We start from the raw sequence: 13,689 nt of genomic DNA, 5'->3' as shown, positions 1-13,689 counted from the left end.
CCCGCCGCGGGCAGAGGCGTTCCGGCAGGAAGGGGCACAGGATGCGGTACACGGCGGCCGGGCATGGCTTATGTCCTCACTCAGGGTCCGCGCCCTGGTTCGACGTGACCGGCGACAAGAGTCTCCTGGCTTCCGGATCCGCAGTTCCCCCGGCCTTCCAGCCCGCGTACCGAGGGCCGTGACATCCGGTGTGGGGGAGTGCTCCCCGGTGACAGTGGCGGGACCGCGCCGGATTCACACCGGCTTCCTCTTCTGTCGCCGTAAATGGCTCCGGCAGTCCACCACGCTGCGAGAACGGGCGTCAACTCGCTGTTGACCTGCGGAGCTCCAGTGTGCGCAGACGCACATCGGGCCGGACACACGGTGGTGTGTCCGGCCCGAGAGGAAGCGTCGGTGCGGTCAGGCGACGATCAGATAGATCCCGTACGCGACCGCCGCCACGCAGGCCGCGAAGCAGGCGTACGCGCCGGTGCGCGCGAGCGCGGCCGACCCGCCGGAGGCGCTGCCGCCGGCCGGGGCCGACAGCTTGGAGAGGGCCACGATGCCCACGGTGAAGAGGCCGACCAGCGCGACGGTGACCACGAGACTGACACCGAAGACGGAGGCGAGAGCTGCCCAGTCGATTTTCATACGGATCTGTCCTTACACCGTGGCCGAGGGCCGCGCCGTGTCGTCGGGCGCTGCGGCCGGGGCCGGGATGGTGGTCATGAGGTCGGTGGGGTGGGTACCGATGGGCGGCGGCTGGACCGCGGCGATGGCCGTGGTGACGACACCCCGGGGCTCGTCGTCCGTGGCCGCGGTGTCGTTGACGTTGGTGTGGTCCACCGGCTGGCGGCGCGAGGCAAGCCAGATGGCGAAGGAGCCGCCGACCAGCAGGATCGCGGTGGTGGTGATGCCCCACGGGCCCTGCTTGGTGAGGAACTCGGCACCCGCGCCGACCAGACCGGCGGCAGGGAGCGTCAGACCCCAGGCGACGAACATCCGGGTGGCGGTGGACCAGCGGACCACGCCGCCCTTGCGGCCGAGGCCCGCGCCCATCACGGCACCCGAGCAGGACTGGGTGGTGGAGAGCGAGAAACCGAGGTGCGACGAGGCCAGGATGACGGTCGCGGCACTGGTCTGGGCCGCGAAGCCCTGCGGCGGCTTCAGGTCGGTCAGGCCGCTGCCCATGGTGCGGATGATGCGCCAGCCACCGAGGTAGGTGCCGAGCGCGATGGCGACACCTGCGGAGACGATGACCCACATCGGCGGATTGGAGCCGGGGGCGAGAACGCCGCCGGTGACCAGGGCCAGGGTGATGATGCCCATCGTCTTCTGGGCGTCGTTGGTGCCGTGGGCGAGCGAGACGAGACCGGCCGAGGCGATCTGACCGGCCCGGTAGCCCTTGGCCGTCGACTTGAGCTGGTTCGGGTCGGTGACGTTCCGGTTGATCCGGTACGTCAGCCTCGTGGCCAGCATCGCGGCGAGACCGGCGACCAGCGGGGCGGCGATCGCGGGGAGCAGCACCTTGGTGACGACGGTGCCGCCGTTGATCGAGGACCAGCCGGCCGACATGACCGCCGCGCCGATCAGACCGCCGAACAGGGCGTGGGAGGAGCTGGAGGGCAGGCCGACCAGCCAGGTCAGCAGATTCCACAGGATGGCGCCGACGAGCGCCGCGAAGATGACCTCGGTTCTGAGGCCGTTCTCGTTGACGATCCCGCCGGAGATCGTCTTGGCGACCTCCACTGACAGGAACGCGCCGATGAGGTTGAGAACGGCGGACATGGCCACCGCTGTCTTGGGCTTCAGTGCGCCGGTCGAGATGGTGGTAGCCATCGCGTTGGCGGTGTCGTGGAAACCGTTCGTGAAATCGAACACGAGAGCTGTCACGACCACAATCGCGAGCAGCAGCGTGATGTGTTCCATTTACCCAGGCAATCGTTCGACGTCAGTGGCACGTGGACCGTAGGCAACCTGGGTGAACGGAAGATGAACTGGGCGGGGCGCTGTGGTGACCCGAATCGGAGTGCGGTGATTCCGTTTGTGTGCGGGAGGGGTTGCCGTATGCCCGTGGGGCACCGGCTGGTCTGCCCTTTACTCCTCGTTGGCGAAGTTTTAGACGGACACATCCGGCCCCGGAAGAGATCCCGGTCACGTGGGGGATGACGTTCCGGTTTCCAGCCCCCGACCCTACGCTCGCCCCATGAGCGAGCAGCAGCCGGAATCCGTCGTCCGGGCCTGGCGGGAGGTGGTCGCCACCGCCCGCCGCAGCGCCGCCGACGGCCTGGTCGTCGGCACCTCCGGCAATGTGTCGGCCCGCGTCGGAGACCTGGTCCTGGTGACCCCCAGCGGGGTGCCCTACGACCGGCTCGGACCTGCGGACGCGGTCGGGGTCGAGCTGGACGGCCGCCAGGTCCTCGGGGAGCTGAAGCCGACCAGCGAACTCCCCCTCCACCTCGCGGTCTACGGGGAGACCGACGCCGCCGCCGTGGTCCACACCCACGCCGTGCACGCCACCGCCGTCTCCACCCTCGTCACCGAGGTGCCGCTCGTCCACTACGCGGCCGCCATCCTCGGTGGCCCCGTCCGCACCGCCCCCTACGCCCGCTACGGCACCCCGCAGCTGGCCGGTGCCATGCTGACCGCTCTCCGCGGCCGCACCGGCTGCCTGCTCGCCAACCACGGCACCGTCACCTACGGCTCCACCCTCGACCAGGCCTACGAGCGCACCGCCCAGCTCGAGTGGCTCTGCCGTCTCTGGCTCACCGCCAGCGCGCTGCCGGGCCGCACTCCGGCTCTGCTCAGCGAGGCCCAGCTGGCTGAGGTGACCGAGGCGCTCAAGGGGTACGGGCAGTCCGGCTGACCCGGTGCGCCCCGCCCCGCCGCACCGGACGGCCCCCGCCCACTGGCAGCTCGCCGACCGCCCCAGCACACTGAAGCGGTGCGCCCGGCAACTGCGACGGCAACGGCCGTCACCACGATCCTCGGCGCCGGTGCGGCAGCGGTCGCGGCCGGCCGGTACGCCAGCGACGCCGCCCTCAAGGCGGCACCCGGACGCCCCCTGCCCAACGACCGCAGACTCACCGTGCACGCCACGGCGATCGGGCGGGTCACCCTGACCCGCTCCCTCACGGCGCTGCGCCCCGGTACCTACGGGATCGAGGGTCCCGGCGTCCACGCCGTGGTCGGGCCCGTCGTCGAAGGGGCCGAGTCCACCGCCGACACCGTCGTCCGCACCCTGGAGCGGGTCACCCACGGCATCCTGGAACCGGGTGACAAGGTCCGCCTCACCCCCGAGCTGTACCGCGGGGGCCCGGGTGCCGCCCTCGGCCTGGATTACCGGGAGGTCGAGATCCCCGGCGAGCTCGGCGGGCTGCCCGCCTGGTGGGTCCCCGGCGACCGCGACACCTGGGTCATCACCGCGCACGGCCTCGGCACCACCCGCGAGCACCCCGTGAACCTGATGGGCTTCCTGAGCGAACAGCAGCTCCCCGTGCTGGACCTCGCCTACCGAGGGGACACCGGAGCCCCCCGTCCCGCAGACGGCCTCGGCCACCTCGGCGCCTCCGAGTGGCGCGACCTGGACGCCGCGATGCGCTTCGCCGTGCGCTACGGCGCCCGGAACGTGATCCTGTACGGCTGGTCGACCGGCGCCTCCATGGCCCTGCACGCCGCGGTCAGCTCCCCGCTGCGCGAGCGCGTCGGCGGCCTCGTCCTGGACTCCCCGGTCCTGGACTGGCCGACCACCCTGCGCGCCCTGGCCGCCGCCCGCGGTGTCCCCGCCGCCCTCCTGCCGCTGGCCGTCCGCGCCGCCCAGGGCCGGACCGGGATGACCTCGGCCCCGCTCCTGGACGCCTCCCTGGCCGACGCGCTGCCCGCCCCGGCGCTGATCGTGCACGGCCCGGACGACACGATCGCCCCCTGGGGCCCGTCGCGGGCGCTCGCCGCCCGCCGCCCGGACCTCGTCAGCCTCCACGCCGTACAGCACGCTCCGCATGCGTCGATGTGGAACGCGGATCCCGGCCGGTACGAAGAGGCCCTCAGGCGCTTCCTCACGCCTCTGATGTGAGGTGATGCGGGGATCGGTCCCTTTGGCCGCCGCACCGCCGGTAACCGGGCGGGGACCGGTGAAACGCCTTCCGTTTGGGCTTTCGGGCCGTCAGAGGCAAGACTGCTCCCGTGACGTCCCGTACTCCGCGCGACTCCAGGCTGCGACTTGTCCGCCCGCGACCCCTCGCCACCGCCCGCAGGGCTGTGTCCACCCGGCACACCAGGCCGGCCCCCCGGCCCCCCGAGGGCACCCCGCCCCGCCCCGAACTGGCCCGCCAGGCCCGGGCGGTCCTCGCCGACGCCGTGCGCATCGCCCACTGGGCGGCCGGCGCCCCCGCCCCCGGCAGCTCCGCCCCGCTCGCCACCCAGGCCCTCGAACGGTCGGCGACGGCCCTGGAACTCTCCCCGGCACAGGTGCGTGCGGGCTGGGACCGGGCCCGGCTGGCCGGCCTCATCGAACTGCACGGCGACACCGCCCGCCCCGGCTGGCGGCTGCGCGCCTGGGACCGGGACGACTCTGCCGTGCTCCGCGGCTGGGTCGCGCTCTTCGACGCCTGGTCGCTCGTCCACGCCGCACCCGAGGGCATCGAGACCGGTGCGGTGGCGGAAGCCGTCGAGGCCGTGCCCCAGGTGCTCTCCCTCCTCCAGCTCTCCGCGGGCCCGGTCCCCGTACCCGCCCTCCTGGACCTCCTCGCCCAGCGCATCGCCGAGCTCCAGGAGGAGCGCTGCGAAGTGCCGTACGGCGCCGGCCGCTCGGCCGTCGAGAGCGCTCCGGCCACCGGACGCCCCGCACCTGCCCCGGACCGCAGCGCCGACCTCGACGCCCTGCTGCTCGACTGGGCCCTGGAGGGCCTCGCCGCCGTCGGCGCGCTCACCCTGGGCAACGGGCACGCCACCCTCACCCCGCTCGGCAACTGGGCGGTCTGGGTCAAGCTGGAGCAGATCTGCGTCGCCGCCCAGAGCCCGGCCGGGAACATCGAGCAGTCCGCCGCCGACATGCTGCTCGGCTGCGCCCGGCTGACCCCCGGACCGGCCCGCGACGAATACCGGGCCTGGCTCGCCGCCCGCACGGTCGGCAGCGCCGTCGCCGAACTGCTCGCCGTCGCCCGGGGTGAGGACGCGCTGCTGCGCGGCCTGGCCTTCGAGGCACTCCGCGTCGTCGGCGCCCCCGCCGAACCCGAGGTCCGCGCCGTGGTCACCAACCCGTCGCTGCGGCCCTACGCGCTGCTCTGGCTCGCCGAGTACGAGGGGGCCGACCCGGACGACGCGCAGGAGATCCTCAGCCGTGAGGAGGCCACCTGGCTCTGGGTCGACACCGCCGCCGCCGTCGCCGATCATGGTGAGACAGGCCTGCTGGTGCGCCATCTCGACTCCGCCGTCCAGGGCACCGTCCCGGCCCTGCTCGACGAGGTCAGGGCCGTCGGCCACCCGCGCACGGTCCAGGTCCTGGTCGCGCTGGCCGCCGCCCACCCGGACCCGGCCCTGGCCAAGGCGGTCCGCCGGGCCGCGTTCCAGGTCCACACCGGCGGGGCCTGACCTCCGCGCCGCCAGGTCCTCACCGGCGAGCCTGACCTCCGCGCCGCCGGGGCCCGCCCCGCTCAGTCGGCGGACCCCGGGGCGTAGGTCCCGAAGCTCCATACGTTGCCCTCGGCGTCCCGCGCCATGTAGTCCCGCGAGCCGTAGTCCTGGTCCGTCGGCTCCATGAGGATCTCCACCCCGAACTCCTTGGCCCTGGCGAAGTGCTCGTCCACCTCGTCCACCACCACGTACACCCCCGCCGGGCCCGCACCCGCCATCGCCCGGGCGAACACGCCTTCCCCGCTCCTGGAGCCGAGCACCACCGTGCCGTTGCCGCAGGACAGCTCGGCGTGCAGCACGCTGCCGTTCTCGCCCTCGTAGACCGCTTCCTGGGTGAAGCCGAAGCCCTCGGTCAGCGTCCTGATCGCGGCCTTCGCGTCGTCGTACAGGACCGTCGGGTAGATCGTCGGGACACCCTTCGCCACGTCCGCCATCGCACTCACCTCTCCTGTGATCTGCGTCTCAGTCTTCCACCGGGCACTGACAATGCCCTCCCGAGATGCCCGCCCGGGTCAGCTCCGTGATCAGCGGCCGGCCCGTCGCATCGTCCGGCGTCGTCGTCGCGTGGTGCGCCCAGGCCCCGGCTCCGTATCGCCGGACGAGAGGCCGAGCTGATCGGGGCCGACGCCGAACAGCAGCCCCAGGACCAGGGCGATCACGCCCACGATGCCGCCGCCCACGGTGGCCCGCCCGCCCGGGATCCGGCTGCCCCGCACGTCCTGGACCTCGGATGTGTCCAGATCGGCGTGGTCGTCGAACTGGACGGGCGCACCACCCTCGGCTCGGGGCGGGCGGGGTGCCGCCCTGCGCCGAGTATCGGATGGTTCGTCCCGGCGGGCACGCGGAAAAGCAGTTGCACACCGCCAGTAGAATGGGACCTATGGCCATTCTCCTTGCGCATTAGCGGCGTCGAGAGACCTCCGCCCTCGTCCCTCCGCCGTCCATACTGCCCTGGAGTTTTCCCGTGATCACCGCCTCCGGCGTCGAGCTGCGCGCCGGCGCCCGCATCCTCATCGAGTCCGCCTCCTTCCGTATCGCCAAGGGCGACCGCATCGGGCTGGTCGGCCGCAACGGCGCGGGCAAGACCACCCTCACCAAGTGCCTCGCGGGCGAGGGCACCCCCGCGGGCGGCACCATCACCCGCTCCGGCGAGGTCGGCTACCTCCCGCAGGACCCGCGCACCGGCGACCTCGAGATCCTCGCCCGCGACCGCATCCTCTCCGCCCGGGGTCTCGACGAGATCCTGCGCAAGATGCGCGAGAACGAGGAGCGGATGGCGAACGGCAAGGGCGCCACCCGCGAGAAGGCGATGAAGAAGTACGAGCGCCTGGAGACGGAGTTCCTCACCAAGGGCGGTTACGCCGCCGAGGCCGAGGCCGCCACCATCGCAGCCGCGCTCAGCCTGCCCGACCGGGTGCTCGGCCAGCCCCTGCACACGCTCTCCGGTGGTCAGCGCCGCCGCGTGGAGCTGGCCCGGATCCTCTTCTCGGACGCCGACACCCTGCTCCTGGACGAGCCGACCAACCACCTGGACGCGGACTCGATCGTCTGGCTGCGCGACTACCTCAAGACCTACCGCGGCGGCTTCGTCGTGATCTCCCACGACGTCGAACTGGTCGAGACCGTGGTCAACAAGGTCTTCTACCTGGACGCCAACCGCTCGCAGATCGACGTCTACAACATGGGCTGGAAGCTCTACCAGCAGCAGCGCGAGGCCGACGAGAAGCGCCGCAAGCGCGAGCGCCAGAACGCCGAGAAGAAGGCCGCGACCCTCAACGCGCAGGCCGACAAGATGCGCGCCAAGGCCACCAAGACCGTCGCCGCCCAGAACATGGCCAAGCGCGCCGACCGGCTGCTCTCGGGTCTGGAGGCGGTGCGGGTCTCCGACAAGGTCGCCAAGCTGCGCTTCCCCGACCCCTCGCCCTGCGGCAAGACCCCGCTGATGGCGGAGGGCCTCTCCAAGTCCTACGGATCGCTGGAGATCTTCACCGACGTCGACCTCGCCATCGACAAGGGCTCCCGCGTCGTCATCCTCGGCCTCAACGGCGCCGGCAAGACCACGCTGCTGCGTCTGCTCGGCGGCGCCGAGAAGCCCGACACCGGTCAGATCATCGAGGGCCACGGCCTCAAGCTCGGCTACTACGCCCAGGAGCACGAGACTCTCGACCCGGACCGGACCGTCCTGGAGAACATGCGCTCCGCCGCGCCCGACCTCGACCTCGTCGCGGTCCGCAAGACGCTCGGTTCGTTCCTCTTCTCCGGCGACGACGTCGACAAGCCGGCCGGAGTGCTCTCCGGCGGCGAGAAGACCCGGCTCGCGCTGGCGACCCTGGTCGTCTCCTCCGCCAATGTGCTCCTGCTCGACGAGCCGACGAACAACCTCGACCCGGCCAGCCGCGAGGAGATCCTCGGCGCGCTGCGCACGTACAAGGGCGCCGTGGTCCTCGTCACCCACGACGAGGGCGCGGTCGAGGCTCTCCAGCCGGAGCGGATCATCCTGCTCCCGGACGGCGTCGAGGACCTCTGGGGTGCCGACTACCGGGACCTCGTCGCCCTCGCCTGATCCCTTCCGGGGGAGCGCCGGCCCTCTCCGGACGGATCTCCGGCCTCTCCGGATAGATCATTCGGCCTACGCGTGATCCACCATCTGCGTGAGGACGTCTCGTACCCCGGTGGTGCGCCGGGCGCTCACCCGCCGCGCGCCCCTTTCCGGGCCCCTGCTCCCCGTACGGCTCTGACCTGCCGGTTCTTTCGCCGGTAGGTGCCGTACGCCCTGGTAGCCCATCGGAATCAGGGATTCCGTATCTGTCGGAGCGCCCTCCGGTCCGGAATCCGGTCGCATCGACCTTGCCGAATGGGTGGCCAGGAAGCGCGGGAGGGGTGATCATGAGAGTCCAGAGCGCACTTCCCATAGAGGAGGCACGGGTGGCCGAGACTCTGAAGAAGGGCAGCCGGGTGACCGGCGCCGCGCGTGACAAGCTCGCGGCAGACCTGAAGAAGAAGTACGACTCCGGTGCGAGCATCAGGGCGCTGGCCGAGGAAACCGGCCGCTCCTACGGGTTCGTCCACCGGATGCTCAGTGAGTCCGGAGTGACGCTGCGAGGACGCGGCGGAGCCACACGAGGCAAGAAGGCCGCTTCGGCCTGAGTGCCCCGGAAGTGTGAGGGCTCATCGGAATTCGGGGTGGCCACCCGGCTGACCGTGAGGTCGTCTGGGTGGTTACTGTTCAGTCACTTAGTTTCTGAGTGCTGACTGCACCCGATCCGGAGGCGCCCCATGACCCCGCTCGACCCTGTGCTCGACAAGGACGGCGTACGGCTCACCGTCGAAGACGCGGTTGCCACGGTGACGCTCACCAACCCGGCCAAGCGCAACGCCCAGTCTCCCGCTCTGTGGCGGGCGTTGACCGAGGCCGGACGGGTGCTGCCCGGCGATGTCCGGGTCGTGGTGCTCCGCGGCGAGGGCATGTCCTTCTCCGCGGGCCTCGACCGGCAGGCGTTCACCCCCGAGGGGTTCGACGGCGAGCCGTCGTTCCTCGACATGGCGCGCGGCCCGGAGGCCGAGCTCGACGCGACCATCGCCGATTACCAGGAGGCGTTCACCTGGTGGCGCCGCAACGACCTCGTGTCGATCGCGACGGTCCAGGGCCACGCCATCGGTGCCGGCTTCCAGCTCGCCCTCGCCTGCGATCTGCGGATCGTCGCCGAGGACGTGCAGTTCGCCATGCGCGAGACCAGCCTCGGACTCGTCCCCGACCTCACGGGCACCCACCCCCTGGTGCACCTCGTGGGGTACGCCCGCGCGCTCGAGATCTGCGCCACCGGGCGGTTCGTGCACGCCGAGGAGGCCGAGCGCACCGGCCTCGCCAACCTCGTGGTCCCCGCCGATCAGCTCGGCGCGGCGGCCCGCGACCTGGCAGCCGCGCTGGTCTCCGCACCCCGCGACGCCGTCGTGGAGACCAAGGCCCTGCTGGCCGGCGCCCTCTCGCGTACGTACGAGGAACAGCGCGCCGCCGAGCGCGCCGCCCAGGGGCGCAGGCTGCGCGACCTGGCGGGCATCACCGACTAGCGGGTATCACCGGGCGCCTCGACCACGTCGGTGACCAGCACCGACACCGGCAACCGGTCCGCCGTGGCCGCCGACACCGCCGTGCGCACCGAGCGGGCCACATCGAGGGCCCGGTGCTCCCCGTCCGTCGCCACCTCGACCCGGATGTGGTCCTCGGAGGTGTGCACCGCACTGCCCAGGACCCGGGTCAGCGAGACGACACCGGGCACCCCGGCGGCAGCCACCGCCGCCGGCCCATCCGCCTTCGTATCCGCCTTCGCGACCGGGGCCGAGGCCGGCGGGGAGGGCGCGGCGGCCGGGTCCGTCACCTGATCGGGTGCAGCGTCGTCGAGCAATGCGGTCACCCGCAGGTCCACCTCCGCGATCTCCAGGCCGAGCCGGGCGGCGGCCGCCGTGACGAGCGCCGCGCGCAGGGCGGCCGCCGCATCGGGCAGCGGACGGTCCCCGGCCGCCCGGAACTCCGCCTCGATCCTCAGCGGCCCGGGCGGCAGGCCGCTCGGCGGCGCCGGAGGCACGGCGGGGCCGGTCTCCGCCGGGCCTCCCGTTCCCGCCGGGCCTCCCGTTCCCGGCGGGCGACCCCCCGCCGTCCGCGCATCCGTGCCGACGGCCTCCCGGGCCGGCCCGATCCTCAGCGTTCCCAGCACCGCTCCCGGCACGGCCGCCCCGCGCAGCACCGAGGCCGCCGCCGTCTCCGCGATCCAGGCGCCGTCCACGGCGCCGCCCAGGGGGAGCAGTCTGCCGAGGCCCAGGCGTTGCCGTACCGCAGCTGTCCATCCGTCGGCCCTCTGCGGGCTCCGCTCCGTCGTCATCGCCCCAGCCTGCCGTATCCACGGCGCGGGACCGGGCAAGCGCACTTAACGTGGGCGAAGGAAGTCCCCAACCCGCCCCGAAGGGAAGAGCGGCGATGACTGAGACCCCCCAGCGCAACAGCCCCGACAGCGGTTCCGGCAAGCCCCCTCTGAGCAAACGAGGCGGTGGCGATCCCGGCACCCGCGGCCGCACCACCATCGCCGACGGCGTCGTCGAGAAGATCGCCGGAATGGCCGCACGCGATGTGGTCGGCGTCCACGCGATGGGCAGCGGCCTGTCCCGGACCTTCGGCGCGGTCCGCGACCGGGTCCCCGGTGGCGGCAAGTCCGTCACCCGCGGTGTGAAGGCCGAGGTCGGCGAGTCGCAGACCGCGCTCGACCTGGAGATCGTCGTCGACTACGGCGTGGCGATCTCCGATGTCGCCCGCGACGTCCGCGAGAACGTCATCGCGGCGGTCGAGCGCATGACCGGCCTCGAAGTCGTCGAGGTCAACATCGCGGTCAGCGACGTCAAGCTGCCCGACGAGGACGACGACGAGGACGACGACGATCAGCAGCGCCTCCAGTAGGTCCCGGGTTCCCCGCCGAAAAGGCAGTTGAGGAGAGACGATGAGCATGGCTGTCGCCGGTCTACTGGCCGGCATGGCGCTCGGGTTCGCCGGATATTTCGGCGGATTCGGAGCATTCGTACTGGTGGCCGCGCTGGGCGCGATCGGCTTCATCGCCGGCCGCTTCCTGGACGGTGACCTGGAACCCGGCGACTTCTTCCGGAGTCGCGAGCGCGGCGACCGGCGACGGTGACGGCGGTGACCGGGCGGGTCGCCGCCGCCGGACGGGGCGAGACCCGGATCGCCGACCGGGTCGTCGCCAAGATCGCCGCCCAGGCGGCGAAGGAAGCCGTCGACGACCCGCCCCCGAACGGGGCCTCCCCGCGCGCCACGGTCACCGTCCACCGCGACGCCGCCCGCGTACGGGTCAGCCTGGAGCTCGGCTACCCCTGCGACATCGGCCGCCAGTGCGGTGCCGTACGGAGCCGGGTGGCCCAGCGGGTCCGGGCGCTGGCGGGCATGGAGGTGCCCGAAGTGGCCGTCCAGGTCGAACGGCTGCACCCGGCCACCAGTGGAGCACAGGGGAGGATCCGATGACCGAACCCGTCGAGCCCGCCGGCTCCACCCGGCGGATGCCCACGGTGGACCAGCACGGCGGCGGGACGCACCGGCCCGGCCCGGGCGCGGCCTCTGCCTCCCACGAGCCCGTCCCCACCCTGGAGCAGGGCGGCGGCCGGGCCGGCCGCTTCTGGTCCGCGCGCCGGGTGCCGGCCGCCCTGCTGGCCCTGGTGCTCCTGGGCGCCGCCGGGCTGCTGCTCTACGACATCGCCGCCGTACGGGCCGGGCACCCGGCCATGCAGTGGCGGCGCTCCCTCGCCGACGGGCTCGCCGAACGGCAGCTCGACGACGTCGCGGTGCTCATCGGTGCGGGGATCGCCGCGCTGATCGGGCTCTGGCTGCTCCTGCTCGCCCTGACCCCCGGGCTGCGCGATCTGCTGCCGATGCGCCGCGACCGGGCCGGCGTACGCGCCGGACTCGACCGGACCGCCGCCGCGCTCGTCCTGCGGGACCGGGCCGTGAGGGTGCCCGGGGTGCAGTCCGTCCGGGTCCGGATGGGACGGAGCAAGGCGAAGGTGCGCGCCCTCTCGCACTTCCGCGAACTCGACGACGTACGCGGCGATCTGGACACCGTGCTGGCCACGGCCGTCCGGGAGCTGGGCCTGGCGAAGCCGCCCGGCCTCTCCGTCCACGTGCACCGACCGGCGAAGAAGGGATGAACGGCATGCGCTCCACCGTCAACCGGGTCCTGCTGGCCGTGGCCGGGCTCCTGCTGGTCGTCGTGGGCGGAGCGGTGCTCGCCGTCGGCCTCGGCGCCTCCCTGCCGTCGTGGTGGCCCTGGGGCGGCAAGAACGACGTGCTGCTCAGCGCGGCCGACCGGGGTCGCTGGCGTGACGAGGGCTGGTGGTGGCCGACCGTGATCGCGGTCCTCGCCGTCCTGGTCGTCCTCGCCCTGTGGTGGCTCCTCGCCCAGCTCCGGCGCGGCCGCCTCTCCGACGTCCTGGTCGACAGCGGCGACGGCGAGGGGGCGCAGGTGCGGGGCAAGGCGCTGGAGGGCGTGCTCGCCGACGAGGCGGGCGAGGTGGACGGAGTGGCCCGCGCCCAGGCGGTGCTGACCGGCCGCCGGACCGCGCCGCAGGCCCGGGTCCGGCTGCTGATGGAGCCGCACGCCGCCCCCGAGCAGGCGCTGAACGCGGTGGCCGACGGAGCGCTGGCCCACGCCCGCGAGTCGGCCGGCCTGGAGGAGCTCCCGGCCGAGGTGCGGCTGCGGGCCGTCAGGCACCGCGCGGAGCGGGTGGCCTGACAGCCCGTGGGCGCACGGGAGCGGTGTCGGAGGCGGCTAGAAGCCGCGCCGCGACCCGCCGTCGACCGGCACCATGATCCCCGTCAGATAAGAGGCGGCGGGGGAGAGCAGGAAGGCCGCGGTCTTCCCGAACTCCTCCGGCGTCCCGTAGCGCCGCAGCGGGATGCGCGCCTCGTTGGCCGTACGGGCGGCCTCGGCGTCGCCCGAGAGCGCATCCAGCTCGCGGACCCGGTCGGTGTCGATCCGGGCGGGCAGCACCCCGACGACCCGGATGCCGCGCGGTCCCAGCTCGTCGGCGAGCGACTTGGCGAAACCGGCGAGGCCGGGGCGCAGCCCGTTGGAGATGGTCAGTCCGCCGATCGGCTCGTGCACCGAACCGGACAGCACGAAGCCGATGACGCCGCCCTCGCCCAGGGCGGCGGCGGTCGTCCGGGCGAGCCGGACCGCTCCGAGGAACACCGTCTCGAAGGCCGTCTGCCACTGGTCGTCCGTGTTGTCGGCGACGAAGCCGGGCGCCGGCCCGCCGACACTGATGAGCACACCGTCGAGCCGCCCGAACCGCTCCCGGGCCGTGTCCACCAGCCGTTGGGCGGCGCTCGGGTCGGCGTTGTCGGCGGCGAGACCCACGGCGTCCGGCCCCAGCTCGGCGGCGGCCTCCTCGGCGCCCTTCTCGTCCCGGCCGGTGATGATCACCTTCGCGCCGTCGGCGGCCAGGGCGCGCGCCGTGGCGTTGCCGAGGCCCCGGGTCGCGCCGGTGACGATGTACACGCGGTCCTTCAGTCCAAGATCCATG

17 protein-coding genes and 1 riboswitch are annotated in these 13,689 nt (G+C 73.0%); of the genes, 11 read left to right on the top strand and 6 right to left on the bottom strand.

Features of this window, described 5'->3' with window-relative positions; translation table 11 throughout:
• Positions 1–118: 118 nt before the first annotated feature.
• Positions 119–252, bottom strand: a riboswitch (cobalamin riboswitch).
• A gap of 147 nt (positions 253–399) precedes the next feature.
• Together ABZ154_RS28095 and ABZ154_RS28090 are read right to left on the bottom strand one after the other, a co-directional pair.
• Complete coding sequence (locus ABZ154_RS28095; RefSeq protein ID WP_356170076.1) at positions 400–630, bottom strand: hypothetical protein; 231 nt, start codon at positions 628–630, stop codon at positions 400–402.
• Between the two features lie 12 nt (positions 631–642).
• On the bottom strand, positions 643–1,908 hold the full coding sequence (locus ABZ154_RS28090; RefSeq protein WP_356837126.1) for an inorganic phosphate transporter: 1,266 nt from the start codon (positions 1,906–1,908) through the stop codon (positions 643–645).
• A gap of 277 nt (positions 1,909–2,185) precedes the next feature.
• Between ABZ154_RS28090 and ABZ154_RS28085 the strand changes: the two genes are divergently transcribed.
• From ABZ154_RS28085 to ABZ154_RS28075, 3 genes are all read left to right on the top strand, one after another.
• Entirely contained in the window at positions 2,186–2,845 is a 660-nt protein-coding gene (locus tag ABZ154_RS28085; RefSeq protein WP_356837124.1) for a class II aldolase/adducin family protein, read from the top strand.
• A gap of 78 nt (positions 2,846–2,923) precedes the next feature.
• Entirely contained in the window at positions 2,924–4,051 is a 1,128-nt protein-coding gene (locus ABZ154_RS28080) for a hypothetical protein (protein WP_356837122.1), read from the top strand.
• Between the two features lie 185 nt (positions 4,052–4,236).
• Positions 4,237–5,568: a hypothetical protein gene (locus tag ABZ154_RS28075; protein WP_356837148.1), complete on the top strand. Its 1,332-nt coding sequence runs from the start codon at positions 4,237–4,239 to the stop codon at positions 5,566–5,568.
• A gap of 62 nt (positions 5,569–5,630) precedes the next feature.
• Here ABZ154_RS28075 and ABZ154_RS28070 read toward each other — a convergent pair whose 3' ends face one another.
• Positions 5,631–6,044, bottom strand: a complete 414-nt coding sequence (locus ABZ154_RS28070) for a VOC family protein (protein ID WP_356837120.1) — start codon at positions 6,042–6,044, stop codon at positions 5,631–5,633.
• Between the two features lie 90 nt (positions 6,045–6,134).
• A complete protein-coding gene (locus ABZ154_RS28065) occupies positions 6,135–6,326 on the bottom strand; it encodes a hypothetical protein (protein WP_356837118.1) in 192 nt (63 codons plus the stop codon).
• Between the two features lie 248 nt (positions 6,327–6,574).
• On the opposite strand from ABZ154_RS28065, the gene ABZ154_RS28060 reads away from it, so the two are divergent.
• The 3 genes from ABZ154_RS28060 to ABZ154_RS28050 all read left to right on the top strand — a co-directional run bounded on the left by ABZ154_RS28060 (position 6,575) and on the right by ABZ154_RS28050 (position 9,678).
• A complete protein-coding gene (locus tag ABZ154_RS28060) occupies positions 6,575–8,173 on the top strand; it encodes an ABC-F family ATP-binding cassette domain-containing protein (protein WP_356837116.1) in 1,599 nt (532 codons plus the stop codon).
• A gap of 362 nt (positions 8,174–8,535) precedes the next feature.
• The gene (locus ABZ154_RS28055) at positions 8,536–8,757 is read left to right on the top strand and encodes a helix-turn-helix domain-containing protein (protein WP_006123601.1); all 222 of its coding nucleotides are present in this window, start codon (positions 8,536–8,538) and stop codon (positions 8,755–8,757) included.
• A gap of 129 nt (positions 8,758–8,886) precedes the next feature.
• Positions 8,887–9,678, top strand: coding sequence for an enoyl-CoA hydratase/isomerase family protein (locus tag ABZ154_RS28050; RefSeq protein WP_356837114.1), 792 nt, complete (start codon positions 8,887–8,889; stop codon positions 9,676–9,678).
• Here ABZ154_RS28050 and ABZ154_RS28045 read toward each other — a convergent pair.
• Complete coding sequence (locus ABZ154_RS28045) at positions 9,675–10,487, bottom strand: hypothetical protein (protein ID WP_356837112.1); 813 nt, start codon at positions 10,485–10,487, stop codon at positions 9,675–9,677. The two genes, ABZ154_RS28050 and ABZ154_RS28045, sit on opposite strands and share 4 nt — an antisense overlap.
• A 95-nt stretch (positions 10,488–10,582) precedes the next feature.
• On the opposite strand from ABZ154_RS28045, the gene ABZ154_RS28040 reads away from it, so the two are divergent.
• The 5 genes from ABZ154_RS28040 to amaP are packed head-to-tail and all read left to right on the top strand — an operon-like array spanning position 10,583 to position 12,896.
• Positions 10,583–11,056: an Asp23/Gls24 family envelope stress response protein gene (locus ABZ154_RS28040; protein WP_356837110.1), complete on the top strand. Its 474-nt coding sequence runs from the start codon at positions 10,583–10,585 to the stop codon at positions 11,054–11,056.
• Positions 11,057–11,096: 40 nt separating this feature from the next.
• Positions 11,097–11,288, top strand: coding sequence for a hypothetical protein (locus tag ABZ154_RS28035; protein ID WP_006123598.1), 192 nt, complete (start codon positions 11,097–11,099; stop codon positions 11,286–11,288).
• On the top strand, positions 11,285–11,632 hold the full coding sequence (locus ABZ154_RS28030; RefSeq protein ID WP_356837108.1) for a hypothetical protein: 348 nt from the start codon (positions 11,285–11,287) through the stop codon (positions 11,630–11,632). Before ABZ154_RS28035 ends, ABZ154_RS28030 begins: the two co-directional genes overlap by 4 nt.
• Complete coding sequence (locus tag ABZ154_RS28025; protein WP_356837106.1) at positions 11,629–12,312, top strand: DUF6286 domain-containing protein; 684 nt, start codon at positions 11,629–11,631, stop codon at positions 12,310–12,312. Before ABZ154_RS28030 ends, ABZ154_RS28025 begins: the two co-directional genes overlap by 4 nt.
• A complete protein-coding gene (gene amaP, locus ABZ154_RS28020) occupies positions 12,309–12,896 on the top strand; it encodes an alkaline shock response membrane anchor protein AmaP (protein WP_356837104.1) in 588 nt (195 codons plus the stop codon). The genes ABZ154_RS28025 and amaP overlap by 4 nt, the downstream gene beginning before the upstream one ends.
• A 36-nt stretch (positions 12,897–12,932) precedes the next feature.
• On the opposite strand, the gene ABZ154_RS28015 is transcribed toward amaP, so the two are convergent.
• Positions 12,933–13,688 carry an SDR family oxidoreductase gene (locus tag ABZ154_RS28015; protein WP_128849300.1) on the bottom strand — a complete coding sequence of 252 codons (756 nt, stop codon included), beginning with the start codon at positions 13,686–13,688 and terminating at the stop codon, positions 12,933–12,935.
• Position 13,689: the final 1 nt, after the last annotated feature.

The sequence above is a fragment of the Streptomyces sp. NPDC006261 genome (assembly GCF_040613515.1).
GTDB lineage: Bacteria > Actinomycetota > Actinomycetes > Streptomycetales > Streptomycetaceae > Streptomyces.
Note: the sequence above shows the minus strand (reverse complement) of the source record. Positions and strands in the feature narration are given on the sequence as shown.